The sequence below is a fragment of the Seonamhaeicola sp. MEBiC01930 genome, assembly GCF_045277075.1.
Taxonomy (GTDB): Bacteria; Bacteroidota; Bacteroidia; order Flavobacteriales; family Flavobacteriaceae; genus Seonamhaeicola.
In genome coordinates this window covers 2,188,104-2,209,058 of record NZ_CP104270.1, presented here as the reverse complement: position 1 = coordinate 2,209,058, position 20,955 = coordinate 2,188,104, and the positions used below count along the sequence as shown (strand labels likewise).

18 protein-coding genes and 1 tRNA gene are annotated in these 20,955 nt (G+C 31.9%); 3 read left to right on the top strand and 16 right to left on the bottom strand.

Annotation, left to right across the window (positions count from 1 at the left end):
• Positions 1 to 6: 6 nt before the first annotated feature.
• The 6 genes from N1F78_RS09610 to N1F78_RS09585 form a co-directional block, all read right to left on the bottom strand.
• Positions 7 to 1,233 carry a radical SAM/SPASM domain-containing protein gene (locus N1F78_RS09610; RefSeq protein ID WP_406682942.1) on the bottom strand — a complete coding sequence of 409 codons (1,227 nt, stop codon included), beginning with the start codon at positions 1,231 to 1,233 and terminating at the stop codon, positions 7 to 9.
• Positions 1,226 to 2,902 carry a hypothetical protein gene (locus tag N1F78_RS09605; protein WP_406682941.1) on the bottom strand — a complete coding sequence of 559 codons (1,677 nt, stop codon included), beginning with the start codon at positions 2,900 to 2,902 and terminating at the stop codon, positions 1,226 to 1,228. Before N1F78_RS09605 ends, N1F78_RS09610 begins: the two co-directional genes overlap by 8 nt.
• A gap of 49 nt (positions 2,903 to 2,951) precedes the next feature.
• Positions 2,952 to 3,518, bottom strand: a complete 567-nt coding sequence (locus tag N1F78_RS09600; protein WP_406682940.1) for a hypothetical protein — start codon at positions 3,516 to 3,518, stop codon at positions 2,952 to 2,954.
• Between the two features lie 11 nt (positions 3,519 to 3,529).
• Positions 3,530 to 4,102, bottom strand: coding sequence for a porin family protein (locus tag N1F78_RS09595; RefSeq protein WP_406682939.1), 573 nt, complete (start codon positions 4,100 to 4,102; stop codon positions 3,530 to 3,532).
• A 171-nt stretch (positions 4,103 to 4,273) separates the two neighbouring features.
• Entirely contained in the window at positions 4,274 to 4,807 is a 534-nt protein-coding gene (locus N1F78_RS09590; RefSeq protein WP_406682938.1) for a YybH family protein, read from the bottom strand.
• A 186-nt stretch (positions 4,808 to 4,993) separates the two neighbouring features.
• Positions 4,994 to 8,917: a two-component regulator propeller domain-containing protein gene (locus tag N1F78_RS09585; protein ID WP_406682937.1), complete on the bottom strand. Its 3,924-nt coding sequence runs from the start codon at positions 8,915 to 8,917 to the stop codon at positions 4,994 to 4,996.
• 435 nt (positions 8,918 to 9,352) lie between these two features.
• On the opposite strand from N1F78_RS09585, the gene N1F78_RS09580 reads away from it, so the two are divergent.
• The 3 genes from N1F78_RS09580 to rpe all read left to right on the top strand — a co-directional run bounded on the left by N1F78_RS09580 (position 9,353) and on the right by rpe (position 11,518).
• Positions 9,353 to 10,216 (top strand): RNA polymerase sigma factor RpoD/SigA, encoded by an 864-nt coding sequence (locus tag N1F78_RS09580; RefSeq protein WP_019387909.1) that lies wholly within the window; start codon positions 9,353 to 9,355, stop codon positions 10,214 to 10,216.
• A gap of 181 nt (positions 10,217 to 10,397) precedes the next feature.
• Positions 10,398 to 10,805, top strand: a complete 408-nt coding sequence (locus N1F78_RS09575) for a BLUF domain-containing protein (RefSeq protein ID WP_406682936.1) — start codon at positions 10,398 to 10,400, stop codon at positions 10,803 to 10,805.
• Between the two features lie 50 nt (positions 10,806 to 10,855).
• A complete protein-coding gene (gene rpe / locus N1F78_RS09570; RefSeq protein ID WP_406682935.1) occupies positions 10,856 to 11,518 on the top strand; it encodes a ribulose-phosphate 3-epimerase in 663 nt (220 codons plus the stop codon).
• Here rpe and N1F78_RS09565 read toward each other — a convergent pair.
• From N1F78_RS09565 to N1F78_RS09520, 10 genes are all read right to left on the bottom strand, one after another.
• Positions 11,515 to 11,934 (bottom strand): CBS domain-containing protein, encoded by a 420-nt coding sequence (locus N1F78_RS09565; RefSeq protein WP_406682934.1) that lies wholly within the window; start codon positions 11,932 to 11,934, stop codon positions 11,515 to 11,517. The genes rpe and N1F78_RS09565 overlap by 4 nt on opposite strands.
• A gap of 50 nt (positions 11,935 to 11,984) precedes the next feature.
• The gene (locus N1F78_RS09560) at positions 11,985 to 12,404 is read right to left on the bottom strand and encodes an HPP family protein (protein WP_406682933.1); all 420 of its coding nucleotides are present in this window, start codon (positions 12,402 to 12,404) and stop codon (positions 11,985 to 11,987) included.
• Positions 12,405 to 12,565: 161 nt separating this feature from the next.
• A tRNA-Arg gene (locus N1F78_RS09555) sits at positions 12,566 to 12,639 on the bottom strand.
• 11 nt (positions 12,640 to 12,650) lie between these two features.
• Complete coding sequence (locus tag N1F78_RS09550) at positions 12,651 to 13,100, bottom strand: GatB/YqeY domain-containing protein (RefSeq protein ID WP_406682932.1); 450 nt, start codon at positions 13,098 to 13,100, stop codon at positions 12,651 to 12,653.
• Between the two features lie 117 nt (positions 13,101 to 13,217).
• Positions 13,218 to 15,203, bottom strand: coding sequence for a cell division protein FtsZ (gene ftsZ, locus N1F78_RS09545; protein WP_406682931.1), 1,986 nt, complete (start codon positions 15,201 to 15,203; stop codon positions 13,218 to 13,220).
• 90 nt (positions 15,204 to 15,293) lie between these two features.
• Entirely contained in the window at positions 15,294 to 16,598 is a 1,305-nt protein-coding gene (gene ftsA / locus N1F78_RS09540) for a cell division protein FtsA (RefSeq protein WP_406682930.1), read from the bottom strand.
• A gap of 6 nt (positions 16,599 to 16,604) precedes the next feature.
• Positions 16,605 to 17,321 carry a cell division protein FtsQ/DivIB gene (locus N1F78_RS09535; RefSeq protein WP_406682929.1) on the bottom strand — a complete coding sequence of 239 codons (717 nt, stop codon included), beginning with the start codon at positions 17,319 to 17,321 and terminating at the stop codon, positions 16,605 to 16,607.
• The gene (gene murC, locus N1F78_RS09530; RefSeq protein WP_406682928.1) at positions 17,311 to 18,663 is read right to left on the bottom strand and encodes a UDP-N-acetylmuramate--L-alanine ligase; all 1,353 of its coding nucleotides are present in this window, start codon (positions 18,661 to 18,663) and stop codon (positions 17,311 to 17,313) included. Before murC ends, N1F78_RS09535 begins: the two co-directional genes overlap by 11 nt.
• On the bottom strand, positions 18,664 to 19,758 hold the full coding sequence (gene murG, locus N1F78_RS09525; RefSeq protein WP_406682927.1) for an undecaprenyldiphospho-muramoylpentapeptide beta-N-acetylglucosaminyltransferase: 1,095 nt from the start codon (positions 19,756 to 19,758) through the stop codon (positions 18,664 to 18,666).
• Positions 19,758 to 20,951 (bottom strand): FtsW/RodA/SpoVE family cell cycle protein, encoded by a 1,194-nt coding sequence (locus tag N1F78_RS09520; RefSeq protein WP_406682926.1) that lies wholly within the window; start codon positions 20,949 to 20,951, stop codon positions 19,758 to 19,760. The genes murG and N1F78_RS09520 overlap by 1 nt, the downstream gene beginning before the upstream one ends.
• Positions 20,952 to 20,955: the final 4 nt, after the last annotated feature.

Below are 20,955 nucleotides of genomic sequence, written 5' to 3'. Positions count from 1 at the left end.
AACCTTTTAATAAGAAGGACAACCGTTTTTGGACATACGTTTCAAAGCCTCTTCAAAATCGCCTTTTAATATGTTGCCTGAACTTGTATGACAAAATGTACATGCGTTAATGTTTCCATCGGTATCTACATACATACTTCTATTACCTCCAGCGTAGCATCCTACACGTCTTTGGTAGTAGCCATGATAATTTATTATAGGATAATCTAAAAAATCATTAGAAAAATTCATTTGCTCGTAAAAAACCTCCAAAAGCGCAATGTTTTCCTTTGTAATAGTCACTTCTTTTCCTTTAAAATGACCTACTGCTTTAGGCTCTAAAAACTGTACAAAATGAACCCCCAATTCTTTGGCAAGATTCATATAAGCCAATAAATTCACCCTACTAATAAAATCATTTGTAACACATACAGAAAGAGCTACAGCTAGGTTATTCTTAACTGCATTTTTTGCGCCAGTAGTAGCCCAATAGTAAGCGTCTTTATATTTTCTAAAGGAGTTGTGAGCTTCTTCTTCAAAATGATCTAAACTAATAAAAACTCCTGTTAAGCCAGAAACTTTTAATTCTTTTGCTCGCTCATTTGTTAATTGAAACCCTGAGGTATTTATCCAAAAATTTGTGGTCTCATTGGTATAATTAAGTAGGTTAATCAAAGTTTTATATTTAATCATTGGCTCTCCCCCTGTTAAATGAATTTGACAAGTCCCCATTCCTTGTAACTTATCTGCTATGGTTAGAAGATCTTCTTCATTTAAAGTACCCCTCTTGTTTAAAACATCCCAAGCGTAGCAGTGGTCGCATTGCAGCGCACATTTATTAGTAATAGCCAAATGTACATGGTTAAAACGTATGGTTTTTTGCTTTACTGGAATAAAATGGTTTAACTCAGAAACAATGAATCTTTTGTAGTTTAAATCATTCCATCCTGGAGTATAAAGCCCCATGTAATATTTATTATCTACTTCAACCAGTTTCTTCAACTTAAAACTCCCTAAGAATTTTTTTCGTAATTGAATCAAATATTTAAAAGCTAAAATCCAATTTTTCGGGTTTGAATAAAGATTAACAATGATTCTTATTAAACTAAAGCGCAATTTAAAATGAATCCATTCTTTTTTTAAACCACTTATTATCTGATTACTTTTTTCTGGAGTCTTTGTTTCTACTTCTTCAATAATTGAATTTGCTATCGAATCAGATTCTAACGTCATAGATCTTATACTACTACTCATGATATGCTATTACTTTAGGGTTATAATTCACAAAATCAAAGTAAGCCTCCTCAGAAAAATTTGTAAAAACACTAGGAGTTCTAAAGGTCTTAAGCTTTTCAAAATCAGGAATACCTTTATAGTTTCTTAAATAATTATAATAACCCCTATTTTTTAGAAAAGCCGATTGTTTCATTCGCTGTTTATTCTCTGTTGAAAGGAATTGAACTATAACCTCATCTCCAATATGAGGTTGAGTGAAATAATTGTTGTCGGCTTTGTTTAACAGGTGTGTAACATCAATTCCGTTTTGATCTGTTGCCTTTAATGGGTTAATATATTCTGGTTTCAAATCAATATTCTCAGAAAAATCCATACCAACATAATCTACCTCCCAAAACATAAAACCGGTTTCTAACTTAATCTTTAAAACATCCTCTCCATCATCAAAATTAAATGGAATCACTAAATCTCTCATGGCCATGGGGCCAACGGTTTTAACGCGCTCAATTAACGCCCAACCAGTTTTTGTTTTCTTGTAAACAGATAGCGGAATGTGCTGATTTTTAGTCCATGTTTTTATACTATCTCCATCTATTTGCTGTTGGTCTTTCTGAAACTTATTATAATATTGACCAAACTGTTCATTGAATTTTCCGAAGATATAATCCAACCATACCGAATTTTTAGCGGTTAGGTATAATTTTGCTTGACCAGACTTTTTAGGCTTTTCAAATTCAAAAACAACACTTCTGGTATTGTTTTTTGTAGCTATAGGCGTATTGAATGCATAAAAATCATTGTCCTTTTTTAATGCTGAATTCAAATTATCAAGATCATTATCTTGAGTCACCTTTACTGGTGACTCAAGATTGCTAATGGTTTGTAATCTACCATCATTATCCAAAAGAACTTCAACATTATTTTCATGATTTACAAGTATCAGTTGCACAAGATCTGTGTGCTGTACCTCTTTTAAATAATTGGCTACTTTTAACGTATAAATACCATTTTCAGATTTAAAATCTGGCAAGGGCAAATAATCATCATTCTGCATGTTTGGTGTAATTACACCCGGGTACAACTCTCCAACAAAATTATAGACTTCTCCATTTTTAATATAAACAAAGGGGCATGATGACTTTAGAGCAGCATAAATAAGTAATGCTGCAAAAACAGTTCCTACAGTTCCTAACATCACATTAGCAATAGCCCTTCCTGTGTTTTTATCATTAACAGAAATAGAGGCAATATCTGACATAGGTATATTAACTTTTTGATTATTCTGAAAACTTGAAGAAGTTTTTAAATAAAAATGAATTTCATTTAATGGATTGTTTTTTGAATGAGAATATCTATTAACACGCTTTTTTTCTCTGGGCTTCTTGTATTTATGTTGTTCATCTATTGGTAAAATACTCCCTGAAAGCATTTGGTTATCTTCATTAACAACCATATCGTTTAAATGCCACGATGAACTATCAGAATGAATAATCACATACTTTTTAGATTGATTGAAATCTTTTACAGTTTTAGTTATATTTTCTTTGGTTGTTTGTACATTTCTTGTTGAATAATAGGAGCAAGATATAATGGCCCATAACATGAGGAACGACAAAAAAACAGATATACATTTTTGTTTTTTTATTCTCAAATAAAGTGAAATAAATGATTTGTTTTTAGAGTTCATAATTTGTTTTTTAAATATTACCAATTAGCGTTAATCATTCTAAATAATGTCAAACACGAAGTTTAGTAATTAAACAAAGTGACATTATTGAAGAGTCAAAATTTATATTAGCATTGGGGTTCAAGCCCAAAGCAATATTGTTGGTTAAATAAAAGTTAGCCTTTATTCTTATAGGAAAACCTACGGTTCCGTATATTTCAATTTGTCCATCAGGCGCATAGCGTTCCTTTTGCTCAAAATACCCCATACCCACATGACCTTCAAAAGCAAATCTTCCCTTTTTAAAGAATTCTTTTCCAACAGTAAAATTATATTCTGAATAGCTATCTTGTTTATACGGAATAGGGTCAACTAAACCAAGAGTAAAGTAGAATGAGAATATATATTTATCTATTTCAAAAGCTAAATCGCCATTTAAACTCATGCTAGGTTCTTTGTTTGGCTCATCAACAAAAGACACACTTTCATAACCTATTCCAGGTGACATATGTCCAAAATAACCCAGACCTATACTAAAAGAAAAGCTAGACTCAGGTTTGTGATTTTCTTGACCGTTAATCAAACAGATATGCCCAAATAGACATATTGATAATAGCAGATATTTTACGTTTCTCATAATTTTTATAACTAAAACATATAAGCCACAAATAATTGAAAAACACTATTATGTGCTTTAAAATCATCTTCAGAAAAATAATCTAAAAGGTCATTATAAACATTAGCTAACCCTAAATTATACCTAAACCCTAGGTTTAAACCTTTATCTGCTTTAAAACCAATACCAAAATTAATCCCAAAGTCAAATTGATTCAAATCATCTTTTATATCTCCCTCATCATCAATTTCAGAATTTGCTGTTAATAAAAATCCAAATTGAGGACCAACTTCAATGCTTATTTCATTAGTAGCATAATATTTAGCCATTACAGGTATATTAAAATAGTTTAGTTTTAATTGGTCACTATCAGCTTTAGATCCCTGTGCAGCAAACAATAATTCTGGCTGAATGGCTAAAATGTCAGATAATGGAATTTCAGCCAATACTCCAAAATGAAAGGCAGTTTTTGAATTTAATCCGTAGGTATCTCCTGTAAGATTTGAAATATTTAATCCTCCTTTAACCCCAAACTGTGTTTGTTGAGATTGCATTGAAAAAATAACTAATAAAAAAGTAGCCAACATAATAAATACATTTCTCATGATTAATTAGTTTTAAATTATTAAATAACGATACTATTAAATTCCGGGAAAATTATTTTTATATTTTAAAGTCTGTTAAGTTTATAAAAGAGTTCATTTCAGTCCGCCAACCCATCATCGTCTATGACTTATCAAATAATTAATTATATAGATTAACTATATAAATTAGGGTTAAATATTTTCTTTATTTAGAGGGGAATGATGTTCATGCACTAGTTTCCAGCCACCATCTGTTTTTACAAAAAGCAAGGTGATTTGGTCATTTACAATTACTAAATCCTCTCCGAATTTTAAATGAAAATCTGAATGAAATGTCATATTAGCTACATCCCCATAAACAGCAACTTTTAAATCGTTTGCATCAAACTTTACTACTTCTGTTACAGACCCAAAAACACCACGCTCATGTGCTTCGTTAGCTTCACTCCCGCAACGAGGTTCTCCTTTTTTGAATTCGGTGAATTTTGGACCATAGGCATGAAAAGATATGAGCTTATCTACATCTCCATCTAATATACTTTGTCCAATTGCTCCAAAAGTTTTCATAACCTCTTCCTTAGCTTCCGAAAATTCATCGTTAATTAAATCAACTTTTTTTACTTCTTCTACAATTACCTCAGCAACCTCCTGTGGTTTTTCTTTACAATTGGTGAGAAATAATACTATACTAAGAGCTAATAAGGTTAAAATTGGCTTTGTTTTCATAATAAATGTTGTTATGGTTAATAAATATTTAAGTCATTTAAAAAATTGAAAAGAGGGCTTAAATTATTCCTCAAATGTAGATGTGATAAAATTAAATGTCTTTAACTATTTCGTCAAAGCATAGGAGTATTTATGCAAGTATGATGAATACGCTTAATTATTATTGCAATTAAAAACTTGAATTAATTAAGTCTTGGAGATGTCACTAGGAGGGTGACCGAATTCATCTTTAAAAACTCTACTGAACCAAGAGGGATCATTAAAACCTACCTCATAAGCCACTTGAGAAATGGTTTTATTGGTAGTTTGTAAAAGAAGCTTTGCTTTATTTAACCTAACTGACCTTATAAAAACTGCAGTAGATCTATTTGTAATTGCTTTAATTTTTCTGTAAACCTGAGATTCACTTAAATGTAATTTTGATGCTAATTGAGCTGCTCCAAATTCGGAATCATCTATAGCTTCGTTAACTTCTTCAATTACTTTTTTAATGAATATAGAGTCTGGGTTTTCATCTTTCCTTTCAATAAATTCTTTAAAATCTTCTTTACCAAATTTTTCAATCATCTTTTTACGAAGATTCACCAACTGATTAATTCTAGCAAATAATTCTTTTTTATTAAAAGGTTTAATTAGGTAAGCATCTGCTCCATATGTTAAGCCTTCAACTTTAGCTTCGTCAGAAGCTTTAGCGGTTAATAGAATAATAGGAATATGATTAGTTGCCATTTCTGTTTTTAAATAATTGCAGACCTCAAACCCATTCTTTTTTGGCATCATAACATCACTAATAATGATATCCGGTATATACTTGAATGCTTTCTTTATTCCATCTTCACCATCAGCGGCATGTATGACTTGGTACTTATCTTCTAAACAACTCTGCAAATAATAGGCAACATCTTTATTATCCTCTATTATTAATGCAATGGTTGACTTTTCTGTAATCTCGAAAACAGATTCATTTTTAACCTTCTGTTTAGAGTTACTTATAACAGTTTTAGTTTTATCAGAATCCTTAGATTTTACAACAATTTTAGAGCTATTGGTAATAGGAAGTGTAACTACAAACTCACTTCCTAAAAGCTCTTTACTTGCAACTTTAATCCTACCCTTCATAAGTTCAACAAGCTCTTTGGTAAGTGCAAGTCCAATTCCGGTACCTCTTGTGTCTGGAGAAGATGCTTTTTTTGATTGATAGAATTTCTCAAAAATGTTTGACAAGTCTTCCTTTGGTATACCAACACCAGTATCTACTATTTTTAAAAATAAATCACTCTCTCCTTTAGTATTTAAGTGACAGATAATTTCTCCATCAGAAGGGGTGAATTTAATAGCATTAATTAATAAGTTAGTGACAACAGTAGCCATTTTTTCCTTATCAAAATCCATTAACAAGTAATCAATCTCTGAATAAAAAGTATATTTAATTCGTTTCTCATTAGCCAAAGACTGGTAGCTTTCAAAAAGATATTTTATAAAACTGACTATATCTGATTGGGTCATATTCAGTTTTATTTCAGCACTTTCAAGCTTCGTTAAATCTAACATATCATTAACCATTTTCAATAAACTCTCACTATTGTTTTTAATAAGATGCAATGGCTTTTCCAAAGCTTTTGAAGGTTTACCAAAGTTGGTTTCCAAAGTATCAATCATACCTAAAATAACCGTTATAGGTGTTCTGAATTCGTGTGTAATATTTGTATATAAAGAATTTTTTAATTGGTCTATTTCTTTAAGCCTTTCGCTTTCAGCTAAAGCTAATTTTCTTGAAAGTAGAAACCTATAAAACCAATATGTTAATAAAACTAAAGTAAATATATACGCTATAATTGCAACCGTAGTTAACCACCAAGGTGGATTCACTTTTAATTTAATAGACAACGGAGGCTTACTCCATTCTTCTCCTCTTGAAAATCCATTAACCTCAAGATTATAATCGCCAACAGGTAAACTTAAAAACTGTATTTCAGTATCATTTAAGAAATTCCAGCCATCATCTAATGGTAATAATCTATAAGCATATTGGGCATTTTTATCAAAACGGAAATCGGTTGTTGAGAATTTTAAATAAAAAGGAAACTGGTCATGACTAAATTCAATTTCAGATGTTTTCTCAATGGCCTTATTTAGAATATTTGATCTGGGACTAACAATTTCATCTTTTATCCGTAATTGTGAAAAATATAAGATTTTTGGGTCATCTAAAAGTTTTAATTGATTTGGGTTAAAATACGTTACTCCATCAACACCTCCTAAATACACGTAACCTTGGTCATCTCTAAATCTAGCATGAGTATCAAATTCTCGCCCTTGTATATTGTCTAAAGAACTGTAGTGATAAAACTGATTATTTTCTACTGCAAACCTCACTAATCCATCATTTGTACCAAGCCATAGATTTCCTTCTAAATCGTCTTGAAGACTATATATTAAAGCATTAGGAAACTGCTTTTGAGCAGTCCAAGTCATAAAACTCCCATCTTCATTTAAAAGACATAATCCATTTCTAGTTCCAACCCAAACCTGATTACTATCATCTACCAAAATATCATTTACAGATTTATGAGGTAATGTAGACGTTAAGGCATTATTCTGGACATAGTTTTCGAAATGAAAGCCCTTATCATCATCAGTGTAGATTTTTGATATCCCATTTTGAGTTCCTACCCAAATATTATCTTGGTCATCAATCTCTATACAGTTTGTTGCATCATGAACTAATGTATTCTTATTGCCAACTTCCGAAGAAAACCGCGTAAACTTATAATTATTTTCAGCTCTATAGACCAACTTAAAAATTCCATGCTCATGAGTAGCTCCCCAAAGATTATTTTTACTATCTAATTCTAAATCCTTCAAAAAGTTTGAGTTAATAGAATTATTGTTAGTTGGATTAAAATAAAAATTCTTAAAAACAGGCCTATTGGGGTTAAAGTCATTCAAGTTTAACAAACTAAGTCCTCTCGTTGTTGCAAACCACATGCGATTATTTTCTTCATCATGAACTATTGCCCTAACAACAGAACCCGCAATTGTGTTTGGGTCATTTTGGTTATCAATAAAAAAATAAGTTTTGTTTTTTGTTATAAGGTTTAAACCACCATCAGAGGTTCCAACCCAAAGATTCTTATCCTTATAAATTGAAAAAATTACATTATCATTAAGAATGTTTTTTCCCTTTTTGTTTTTTGAAATATTATTAAAACCCGAGGCATTAAACTCTAAACAACTGAGTTCATTGGCTGTACCTACATATAACAAACTAGGAGAAACTTTCAGTAAAGATTGAACCGTATTATTACTTAATCCAGTTCCTGTTTTCTGTTGGTATTCAATTTTATATTCAACCTTAGAATTTAAATAATCATATAAATAAAGCCCTCTACTTGTAGCCACCCATATATGGGTATCATTTTCTTTTAGAAAATCAACCACATGCATGGTTTTAAAATCCCCAGAAGCTTCAAGTTCTATAGATTTTATTTCGGTGGTGTCAAAATTATATGAAAAAAAACCATCATAAGTTCCAACAAACAAATGATTGTATCCTCTAAAAAATGATTGAACATTTCCTCCTACCTTAAACTTTATTATGGGTTCATCAAAGTCATCTGTATACCCATAAACTTCTCCTTTTAAAGTACCTAACCATATAACACCCTTTCTATCTTTAAAAACATTAGTAATAGAAAGGTTGCTTAAATAGTACTTTTTATTAAATCTACCATCATCATTACTTAGAATAAATAGTCCATTATTAACTGTTGAAACCAAAACATCACCATCCGTATCTACAGCAATACCAGTAATAATTTCATTTTTCGCACTTGACTCAAGATTGATTTTTTTAAAGGAATCTGTCTCAGGATCAAAAATATTTAACCCATTACCACTAGTACCTATCAAAATTTCACCATTAATACCTTCAACAATTTTTGTTATATAATTTCCTGAAATTGATGTAGAATCATTAGGATTATGTTTAAACTGCTTAAAGACATTACCATCAAACCTATCTAAACCATCAGCTGTTCCTATCCAAACAAAACCATTACTGTCATGTATCATGTCATTAACCGATACTTGAGACATTCCATCCTTCATGGATAAATATTTAATTCTAGGATTTGTGGTTTGAGCAGAAGTAAAAAAAAAGCAAACAAATAAGCATGAGAAAATAAAGTAATTTATTATTGTTTTAGGAATTAATCTCATGCCTTTAAAGAATCTTATAATTCAATTTTCTAATTATAAGCCTCCTAAAAATAATAATTTTCTTATTAGCATTAGAACATTGAAGGTAAACTATTCAGGTTTCTGTCTATAATTAATAAATCACACCATGATATCTTAAAAACCTATATTTTTTCTTAACATATGTTAATAAAACTCAATAATAATGTGACTTTATCGAGTTTTTTGCGTCTAATTAAGACAAGAGAAAAATAATTTGAAACTTTTTGTAACATTATCCGACTTATATACGTATAACTACTGAATGCCCAATTTATTCATAATTAAATTACAGGAGATTTTTAAATGAGACAACTTAAAATTACGAAGCAGGTTACCAATAGAGAAACTGCATCGTTAGACAAATATTTACAGGAAATTGGTAAAGTAGATTTAATTACTGCCGATGAAGAAGTGGAGTTAGCACAACGTATTAAAGCTGGAGATCAGATAGCTTTAGAGAAGCTAACCAAAGCAAATTTACGTTTTGTGGTATCTGTGGCAAAACAATATCAAAATCAAGGTCTTACTTTACCAGATTTAATTAATGAGGGTAATTTAGGCTTGATTAAGGCTGCTCAACGTTTTGATGAAACGCGTGGTTTTAAATTTATTTCTTATGCTGTTTGGTGGATTCGTCAATCTATTTTACAGGCATTAGCAGAACAATCTAGAATTGTACGTTTACCATTAAATAAGATTGGTTCTATTAACAAAATCAATAAAACATTTGCATTTTTAGAGCAAAGTCATGAGCGCCCACCCTCTGCAGAAGAAATTGCAAAAGAATTAGACATGACTATTAACGATGTTAAGGAGTCTATGAAAAACTCTGGTCGTCACGTTAGTATGGATGCTCCTTTAGTTGAGGGTGAAGATTCTAACTTATATGATGTATTAAATAGTGGTGAATCTCCAAATCCAGATAAAGAATTATTACATGAATCTTTACGCACAGAAATTGAACGTGCTTTAGAAACATTAACACCTCGTGAAGCAGATGTTATTCGTTTGTATTTTGGTTTAGGGAATCAACACCCAATGACTTTAGAAGAAATTGGCGAAACATTTGATTTAACTCGTGAGCGTGTAAGACAAATTAAAGAAAAAGCTATTCGCAGATTAAAACATACATCTAGAAGTAAAATATTAAAAACATATTTAGGTTAATAATTAAATAACTCCTAAATTACGACAACAACAGTTACACATAACTGTTCGTTTTTTGATTGATGAAAGAACCCTCGGCTGATTACCGGGGGTTCACTTTTATATAATCTTAGTTCTACAAAAGTTTAACTTTTTTTCTTAAATTGGGTCGTCTCTCCTAGAAAATTAAAAAATCAAAAATATGATAAAAACCATCTGTTATATAAGTGATTCCATTGAGCATGAATCTTTAGATAAATTAAAAACCCTATATCTGAAAGCTAAAGCGAATAACCATAAATATAATATCACAGGTGTGTTAATCTATAAAAACCAAAATTTTCTACAAGTATTAGAAGGCGATGAAAAGGCTGTTAATACTACTTTTGAAAAAATAAGGTTTGACCGTAGACATAGAAATGTTTTTGAGGTCATAAACACCACTATTGATGAGCGAATTTTTCAAGATTATAATTTTGGTTTTACTATTATAGACAACCAAAGAGGAATAAAAAATTTATACGATTATTTAGAATGGTTGCGAACGGCTGAAAATAAATTAGCTAACAAAGTTATTACAATGGTTGAAAATTTTATTGATAAGAAATAAGAAACTCATTAACAAAACCACTATTTTTGCCGCAAATAAATTGTATCAATATGAGTTCTAAATTAATTGCTCCTTCAATTTTAGCCGCAGATTTTGCAAACCTTCAACGCGATGCAGAAATGCTAAATAACAGTGAAGCCGATTGGTTTCATATTGATATTATGGATGGTGTTTTTGTTCCTAACATCTCTTTTGGAATGCCTGTATTAGAAGCTATAGCTAAACATGCTAAAAAAACCATTGATGTTCATTTAATGATTACAGATCCTGATAGATATATTAAAACATTTGCTAATTTAGGTAGCGATATCTTAACGGTACACTATGAAGCTTGTACGCATTTACATAGAACACTTCAAGCCATTAAAGCTGAAGGCATGAAGGCTGGAGTTGCCTTAAACCCACATACAAATGTTAGTCTTTTAGAAGATATCATCAATGACATTGACTTGGTATGCATAATGAGTGTCAACCCCGGTTTTGGCGGTCAAAGTTTTATTGAAAACACTTACAATAAAGTGTCTCAACTTAAAACAATAATAAACAAAAAAAACGCTTCAACCTTAATTGAAATTGATGGCGGAGTTACAAATAAAAACGCTAAACAATTAATAGATTCTGGAGCTGATGTTTTAGTTGCGGGAAGTTATGTTTTTAAAAGTGATGATCAGCCTGAAACTATTAAAAATTTAAAAGCTCTAGCTAATTCTTAAATTTGTTTTATAAAATAATTTAATAAATCTGTAGTGGTTACTATACCCACAAGTATATTATCTTCTACAACAGGAAGGGCATGAAATTCTCCTTCTGCTAAAAGTCCAGCCACATGTTTTATTGAGGCATGGCTATTAACAGTTACTACATGTTTAGCCATAACTTGTTCTATTGTAAACATGTTATAAACTACAGACTCTATGCAATTATCATCTCCATCAGTTGTTTCTGCAACACTAATTCGCATTAAATCAGTATAACTGAGCATTCCTATAATCGCTTTATCTTCAACCACCGGAATATGCCTTATTTTGTGTTTTTTAAAAAGGGATTCTGCATGCTCTAAATAATCAGAGCGTGTTAGTGAAATTATATTTTTGGTCATAATAACTGAAACTTGAACGTGATGCCTCATGGTACAAATTTTTAAATTTCATAATAAACATCTCAAGACCTTTTAAAAACCTAAAACTGTTTCAAAAGGTATTTTATTAAATCTGTAGTAGTAACAATACCAACTAGCTCATTGTTATCTATAACAGGTAAGGCATGAAATTCTTTATTGGCTAATATTTCAGCTACTTCTTTAATTGAATTTGATGAAGAAACACTTGCTACTTTCTTCTTCATTATTTGATTAATAGTAAACATATTGTAAACCATTGCATCAGCATCACTATCATAATCATTAGTGATTTCAGCAAAACTTAAACGTTTTAAATCTGTATAACTTAACATGCCAATAACAACATTTTCTTCAACTACAGGAATATGTCTAATATTATATCTTTTAAATAAATTTTCTGCTGCTTCTAAACTATCTGTTTTCTTTAATGTGATGACATTTTCCGTCATTATCATTGAAATCGGTGCTTTACGTATCATAACATCATTATTTAACTTAGTTTCATAAAGCTAAAAAACTTTAAAACTAAAAAGTATGATAAAAATCATAATCATGTTGTAATACTAGAAAAAAGGAAGTGGTTTGGTAATCTTAATACAAAAAAAAGCAAGTTAAAAATAACTTGCTTTTTTTGTTTTAGTGACCGCGGAGGGATTCGAACCCCCAACCCTCAGAGCCGAAATCTGATATTCTATCCAGTTGAACTACGCAGCCTTTATTTTAATCTAAGAAAGTTTTGCTCTTACAATATTAGAAATAGTTTTTCCATCAGCTTGTCCTGCTAATTGCTTACTAACAATACCCATAACCTTACCCATATCCTTCATTCCTTCGGCCCCTACTTGATCAATGACAGCAACTACCACTTTTTCTATTTCTTCTTCAGACAATGCTTCTGGTAAAAATTTACTAATAACTTCTGCTTCTGCCAACTCAGGAGCTGCCAGATCTTCTCTTCCTTGCTCAACATATAGGGCTGCACTATCCTTGCGTTGTTTAACTTGTTTTTGAAGCAATTTTAGTTCTTGCTCTTCAGTTAATTCATCTCCTGCACCACTTTCGGTCTTAGCCAATAATATGGCAGATTTAACTGCACGCAGCGCAGTTAAAGCCGTTTGGTTCTTAGCTTTCATTGCTTCCTTTAAAGCCGTCATGACTTCTTGCTGTAAACTCATCATTTATAATTTATAATAGAATGCGAAGATAGAAAAAGAACCTACCTTATTGAAATTAAAAACCCGAAAAGCTGAGAGATACTTTTCGGGCGAATTAATATAATAGGTTAGGGTGTTTTAATCTACATTATCATGTAGAAAAGAATTATTACTTCTTAATTGAATGTCATCATTATCATCTAAACCTATACTTGTTCTAGACATATCTGTTTCTGATGAGGATTTATTATCACTTAAATCTACTCCCTGTCTTTTGTACGCAGGTACTTTCTCTATATCATCAATTTTAGCGTTGTTGAATTTATAGTTAAAGTCCTTCATTTTACGCCTTCTTTCAGCAGCTCTTTCTTTTAACAATTCTGAAATTGGACTATTCATAGGGTCAATTTCTTCTTCAAGCTCCTCTACAATATTCTCATGAACCACCTTTTTTTCAAAAACCACATCGTTATCTACTTCTTCCAATACTTCTTGTGACTGTTTTTGATTTATTGAAGATTCTACTTCAACATAATCATCTAAAGAATAATGAATTTCCTTGTCCTCATTAGTTTCGGTAACTGTTATTAACTCTGTATAATCATTAACATGAATTTCTTTAATATCCTCTTCTAAATTATAAGCTACTATATCCTCGTGCTCCGTTCTTTCTTCTTCATTATTAGAAAGGGGTAAATCAAATGTTAATGTAATTTGTTGCTCTTCCTCAATAGAATCTGAAACAACTTCAATATCCTTTAAATCCTCAAGATTAGAACTCATTTTTGTAACCGGCTTAATAACAAAGTCTTCCTCTTCTTCAAGATTATCACTTACCTCTTTATAAACCACATTTAAATTTTTAATAATTTCTGAGGTTGGAATTAAATCTATATTTTGTTCTGACCGCTCAGTCTTAGCTTCTTCTTTCTCATAAACTCTTGTTCTTTTTATTGGCTTTTCCTCCTCTTCATCAATTTCTAAGGTATGACGTACAACTGGGTCTTCCACTTTCTTTTCAAGCTCAATTAACGGAGCAATAATTACTGGTTCTTTTTCTTTAGGACTTAAATCTTGATCTTCTGCAGTTAAAGAATGAATTACTTTTTTAGTTTCGGTATTAGAAATTTCATCTTGTTGTTCTACATTAAAACCTGTTGCAATTATAGTGACAGCAATAGATTCTTCAAGAGCTTCATCTTCTCCAACTCCCATAATAATATTGGCCCCATGACCAGCTTCATCCTGAATATGATCATTAATTTCCCCTATTTCATCTATAGTGATTTCGTGAGAACCAGAAACAATTAGAAGCAATACATTCTTAGCTCCAGTAATTTTATTATCATTTAATAACGGAGAATCCAATGCTTTTCTAATAGCATCTTGCGCTCTGTTTTGACCTGATGCTACCGCAGAACCCATTATAGCAGTACCACTATCGCTTAATACAGTTTTAGCATCACGCAAGTCAATATTTTGAGTGTAATGATGTGTAATTACTTCGGCTATACCACGAGCAGCGGTGGACAGCACTTCATCAGCCTTTGAAAACCCTGCCTTAAAACCAAGATTCCCATATACTTCACGAAGTTTGTTATTATTTATTACAATTAAAGAATCAACAACATTTCTTAATTTTTCTATTCCTCTCTGAGATTGCTCAAGACGCATTCTTCCTTCAAACTGAAACGGCATGGTAACAATTCCTACTGTTAAAATATCTAAATCTTTAGCCATTTTAGCAATTATCGGAGCAGCTCCCGTACCAGTACCTCCCCCCATTCCAGCAGTAATGAATACCATTTTAGTATTAGAATCTAGCATTCTAGAGATTTCCTCAAAACTTTCAACGGCAGACTGCTCACCAATATCTGGGTTTGCTCCTGCCCCTAAGCCTTCAGTTAAATTAACTCCTAACTGAATTTTATTAGGAACTCCACTGTTTTGAAGTGCTTGAGAATCTGTATTACAGATATAAAAATCAACACCTTTGATTCCCTGCTGAAACATATGGTTAATTGCGTTACTACCACCACCACCAACACCAATAACCTTAATTACATTTGATTGATGCTTTGGTAAATCAAATGCGATACTTTCGAATTCTTTGTCGCTGCTCATAAATTCTTAATTTTCTGGGGTTTTGTATACTTTTATATTATTTTTATTGACTATCTAAATTATTTTACAAATAGTTTTATTTCACTTTTTCTATTCTGCATTATCAAGGAAATCTTTAACTCTTTCAGTTAACTTATCTAGAAATGATCTTCGTTCTTTTAATGGTTCTGGCTTAATCTCTTCTTGTGAGTTCTCTTCCTCCAAAACTTCAGTTTCAGATTCCACTTTTTTCCTATCCTGACGTTTTAAGCCGTCTAACACTAAGCCAACAGCTGTAGCATACAACGGGCTTGTAATATCTTCATCACTATCACCTGCAAGATGCTCGTTTGGATACCCTATTCTGGTATCCATTCCCGTTATATATTCAACGAGTTGTTTAAGATGTTTCAACTGACTTCCTCCACCTGTTAAAACAATTCCAGCTATTAATTTTTTCTTTTGCTCTTCGTGTCCGTAATTTTTAATCTCTACATAAACTTGCTCCACAATTTCAACTACACGAGCATGAATTATTTTTGAAAGATTCTTAAGTGTAATTTCTTTTGGCTCTCTACCTCTTAATCCAGGTATAGAGACAATTTCATTATCTTTATTTTCACCAGGCCACGCAGAACCAAATTTTATTTTTAACAACTCTGCTTGCTTTTCTATAATTGAACAACCTTCTTTTATATCTTCTGTAATGACATTGCCACCAAAAGGGATTACCGCTGTATGACGAATAATACCATCTCTAAATATGGCTAAATCTGTAGTTCCTCCACCTATATCAATTAAAGCAACACCTGCTTCCTTTTCTTCTTGACTTAATACTGCATTTGCAGATGCCAAAGGTTCTAAAGTGATACCTTCTAAACTTAATCCAGCACTCTGAACACACCTACCAATATTCCTAATTGAAGAAACCTGACCAACAACAACATGAAAATTAGCTTCTAACCTTCCTCCATACATTCCAATGGGTTCCTTAATTTCTGCCTGCCCATCAACTTTATATTCTTGGGGTAAAACATGTATAATTTCTTCCCCTGGAAGCATCACCAACTTATGAACCTGATTAATTAGTCTATCAATATCATCTTCATCAATAACATTTTCAGAGTTAGGTCTGGTGATATAGTCACTATGTTGTAAACTACGAATATGCTGACCAGCTATACCAACTGTTACGTCTTCAATCTTCATTTCTGCAGCAACCTCAGCTTCCTGAATAGCTTGTTGTATAGATTGTATGGTCTGTGTAATATTATTTACCACCCCACGGTGTACTCCCAAACTTTTAGATTTACCTATACCTAAAATTTCAAGTTTACCAAACTCATTTTTCCGACCTATCATGGCCACTATTTTGGTGGTTCCTATGTCTAATCCTACTGCTAAATTATGTTCCATAGTTTATTATTTACTACACACTACTTGGTTGTCAAATTGCAAGTTGACTTTTTTATAATTGTTAAGCGTACCTTCATTTAAACTTTTTAAATAAAATGCTTTTAAATTATTTATTTTTTTATCTAATAACTTTACTCCCCCTAACTGAACAATAAATTCACATTGCCTAAGCTTTATAGAAATTATTTTATCAATACTTTGATGTATCTCAATGACATGCTTTTTTAAAAACTCATCACTATCAATTTTTTGAGCAACTTTAAAAATGTTCCTTAAATTATTTTTTTCAACATAACCTGTAACCAGTGGCACTCTAGCCGAATAATTTTGTGACAAAGGCATAAACGAACCTTCATCATCAACATAATACGATGCATTTGTACTTACTCGAGCAATAGGCTTTTTTTGTTCAACTTTGGCATTAAGCACTCCATTTACAGTAACATACACCTCTGCTGATTTTATTAATGGATTAGCTATCAGGGCATTTTCCAATTCATTCAAAGCTAAAATTTCTTTTGGCACGTTTTTCAACCCTTCGTGATTTTGTATTAACAATTTACTAACATTATCACGAGTTATAAAAGGGGCATTTTCACCAACAAATTCAATATTCGGACTGGAGATTTCCCTCAAGCCATTTTTACTACTTGCAAAGGCATATAAAAAGGTAATAAGCCCAAACAAAACAATAATTTTAATATAGCTCCACTTAACTTTCAATACTTAATCCTTTTTTAATATTTTTTACTTCTTCTCCTATATCTCCAGCCCCAATTGTTAAAACAACTTGAGCTTCACTTTCTTGTATTTTTGACAATAACAATTCCTTACTAACTAGCTGCTTATTTTTATTATGTATTTTACCCAACAACCAATTTGAAGTTACTCCTTCTATCGGCTTTTCTCTAGCTGGATAAATATCTAACAAAACCACCTCATCAAATTTTGATAAACTTTCTGCAAACTCATCAACAAAATCTTTTGTTCTGCTGAATAAATGAGGTTGAAAAATAGCTAGCACTTTTTTTTCTGGATACATTTCTCGAACCGCTTGATATACAGCATTTATTTCTTCTGGATGATGTGCGTAATCATCAATAAAAACCAATTCATCTGTTTTTATATGATACGTAAATCTTCTTTTAACGCCCTTAAAAGATGCTAAAGCATTGGCGAGCTGCCGGTGAGGGCAACCATATTCAACAGCCATCGCCAAGGCTATTAACGCATTCAACAAATTATGTCTACCAGGTAGGTTAAATTGTATATTTTCAAGCACTTCTTTTGGTGTTTTCACATCAAAAACATAAGTACCATTTTCCACTTTTATGTTGCAAGCTGAATAATCAGAATCGTCTTCAATACCATAGGTAATCCCTTCTATTGGCAAACCGTTTTTAACAAACAATTTCCCTTTTGACTTAATGCGTTTGGTAAATTCAACAAAAGACTCTTTTAAGGCCTCAGCCTCACCGTAAACATCTAAGTGATCAGCATCCATAGACGTTATACATGCTAGATTAGGAGACAAGGTTAAAAACGACCTATCAAACTCATCGGCCTCAACCACAGACACTTTGGTACCTTTCAAAATTAAGTTTGAATTATAATTCTCTGTTACACCTCCCAAGAAAGCTGTTACCTCCACATCACATTCATGTAATAAATGTCCCAAAATACTAGATGTTGTTGTTTTACCATGTGTTCCCGCTACTGCCAAGCAAAACGTATTTTCCGTAATTAAACCTAAAACCTCTGAGCGTTTTAAGACATTAAACTGATTATTCCTAAAGTAACTCAACTCATAATGGCTTTTTGGAATAGCTGGTGTATAAACCACCAAGGTATTTTCGGGTTTTAAAAAATCAACTGGAATATTTTCCACTGCATCGTTAAAATGAACATCTATACCCAAATCCATTAAAGCATCCGTAATTTCTGTTGGCGTTTTATCATAACCAACCACCTGCTTTTTATTGGCTTTAAAATATCTAGCTAAAGCACTCATACCAATGCCTCCAATCCCTATAAAATAGATGTTATTTATATATTTTAAATTCATTTACTTCTTCAACAGTTTTTCAACTTCATCTACAATTTCTTTTGTAGCATTTACTAAAGCAAGTTTTTTAATGTTTTCACTTAATTGTAGTTGCCTATCCGATGATGCTAATAATTGTGAAAATTTATTTTCAAAATCCACTTCTAAATCTTCTTCTTTTATAATCATAGCCGCATCATTATTCACAATAGCCATGGCATTTTTGGTTTGGTGATCTTCAGCAACATTAGGAGATGGAATAAAAATAACAGGTTTACCAACAATACATAGCTCGGATACAGAACTAGCTCCAGCTCGTGATATAATAACATCTGCTGCCGCATATGCACTAGCCATGTCATTCAAAAACTCATAAACCTGAACGTTTTTTGTGTTATTATAAATTTTATATTGTTGATAATACAACTTACCACATTGCCATATAATTTGAACATTCTGGGTATCAAAAAAATCCAATTCAGTTTCAATCAATTGATTTATTCTTCTAGCCCCCAAACTACCACCTAAAACCAATAACGTATATTTTCCGTGCTTTAAATTAAAGTTGTTTTTAGCTTCGACCGTATTATCTTCTATATCTAACAAACCTTGTCTTACCGGATTACCGGTTTTAATAATCTTATCACTTGGAAAAAAACGTTCAAGATTATCATATGCCACACATATTTTTTGCGCTTTTTTAGCCAATAATTTATTAGTAATCCCAGGGTAAGAATTCTGCTCTTGAATTAAACTAGGTATATTTTTGGAAGCAGCCATATACAACAATGGCCCGCTCGCAAAACCACCTGTTCCTATTGCAACATGGGGCTTAAATGATTTTATAATCTTACGAGCTTTCCAAAGGCTACTAATTACTTTAAAAGGGAATGATAAATTCTTTAATGACAAACTACGTTGAATCCCAGAAATCCAAAGCCCCTTAATATCATAACCTGCTTGCGGAACCTTTTCCATCTCCATTCTATCTTTTGCTCCCACAAACAAAAATTCAGCATTAGGATAACGTGACTTCAATTCATTAGCAATGGCAATGGCAGGATATATATGACCTCCTGTTCCACCTCCTGATAATATGATTTTATAGCTACTCATTAAATAGTTTCTGACAAAATTTCTAACGGATTCTCTTCTATGTTTTCTTGTTCTTTTATTTCTTCTCTTTTTGCACTAACGCTTAATATTATCCCTACAGCTAAACAAGTCATCCAAATGGATGTTCCTCCACTACTAATTAATGGTAATGTCTGACCTGTTACTGGAAATAATTCTACGGCTACAGCCATATTAATTAATGCTTGAAACACTATAGGCAAACCCACTCCCAAAACCAACAACTTCCCAAAAACAGTTTCTGATTTTTGCGCAGCTATCACAATTCTAAATAACAACCACATATACAAAATCATGATGGTCATTCCTCCCAGTAAACCATACTCTTCTATTATTATTGCAAAAATAAAATCTGATGACGATTGCGGTAAAAAATTCTTCTGAATACTCTTCCCTGGACCTACACCATTAATACCACCAGAGGCTATAGCTATTTTAGCCTTTTCTATTTGGTAATCAGCCTCAGTATCCTCTCCATTAGAGAAGTTCTCCACTCTACTCATCCATGTATCTACCCTATTCGGCATAGCATCAGGAAATGCTTTTGCAACCAAAACAAACATGGTTAACATAACCAATCCTGAACCTATTATTAAAGCTAAATACCTTAAGGGGTACCCGCCTAAAAAACTTAGCACAATAACCATTAGGAAAATTATCGCTGCCGTAGAAAAGTTTGAAGGCAATATTAAACCTAAAACTAAAAATACTGGTAACCATAGCGGCAACATAGACTCTTTAAATGTTATTTCCCTATCTTTTACTTTAGACATATACCTTGCCACATAAACCATTAATACAACTGATGCCAAAGTTGATGTCTGAAAAGACATCCCCACAAAAGGTATTCGAATCCAGCGGCTTGCACTTGCCCCTTCAATAACAGTACCCTGCATCATGGTAACACCTAATAACACTAAAACCACTGGAATCATAACAAGCGATAACCCTCTAAAATATCTATACGGAATTTTATGCACACCATACATAATTGCAAACCCCAAAAACAAATGCATAAAGTGTTTAACAAAAAACGCAAAGGTATTACTACCTCCCCCTTTATATGCCAAATTACTAGCAGCACTATACACAGGCAAGAAGGACAATATTGCCAACAACGCTACTATTGCCCAAATTAACCGGTCTCCTTTTATGTTTTTAAATAGTGATTGCACTTAC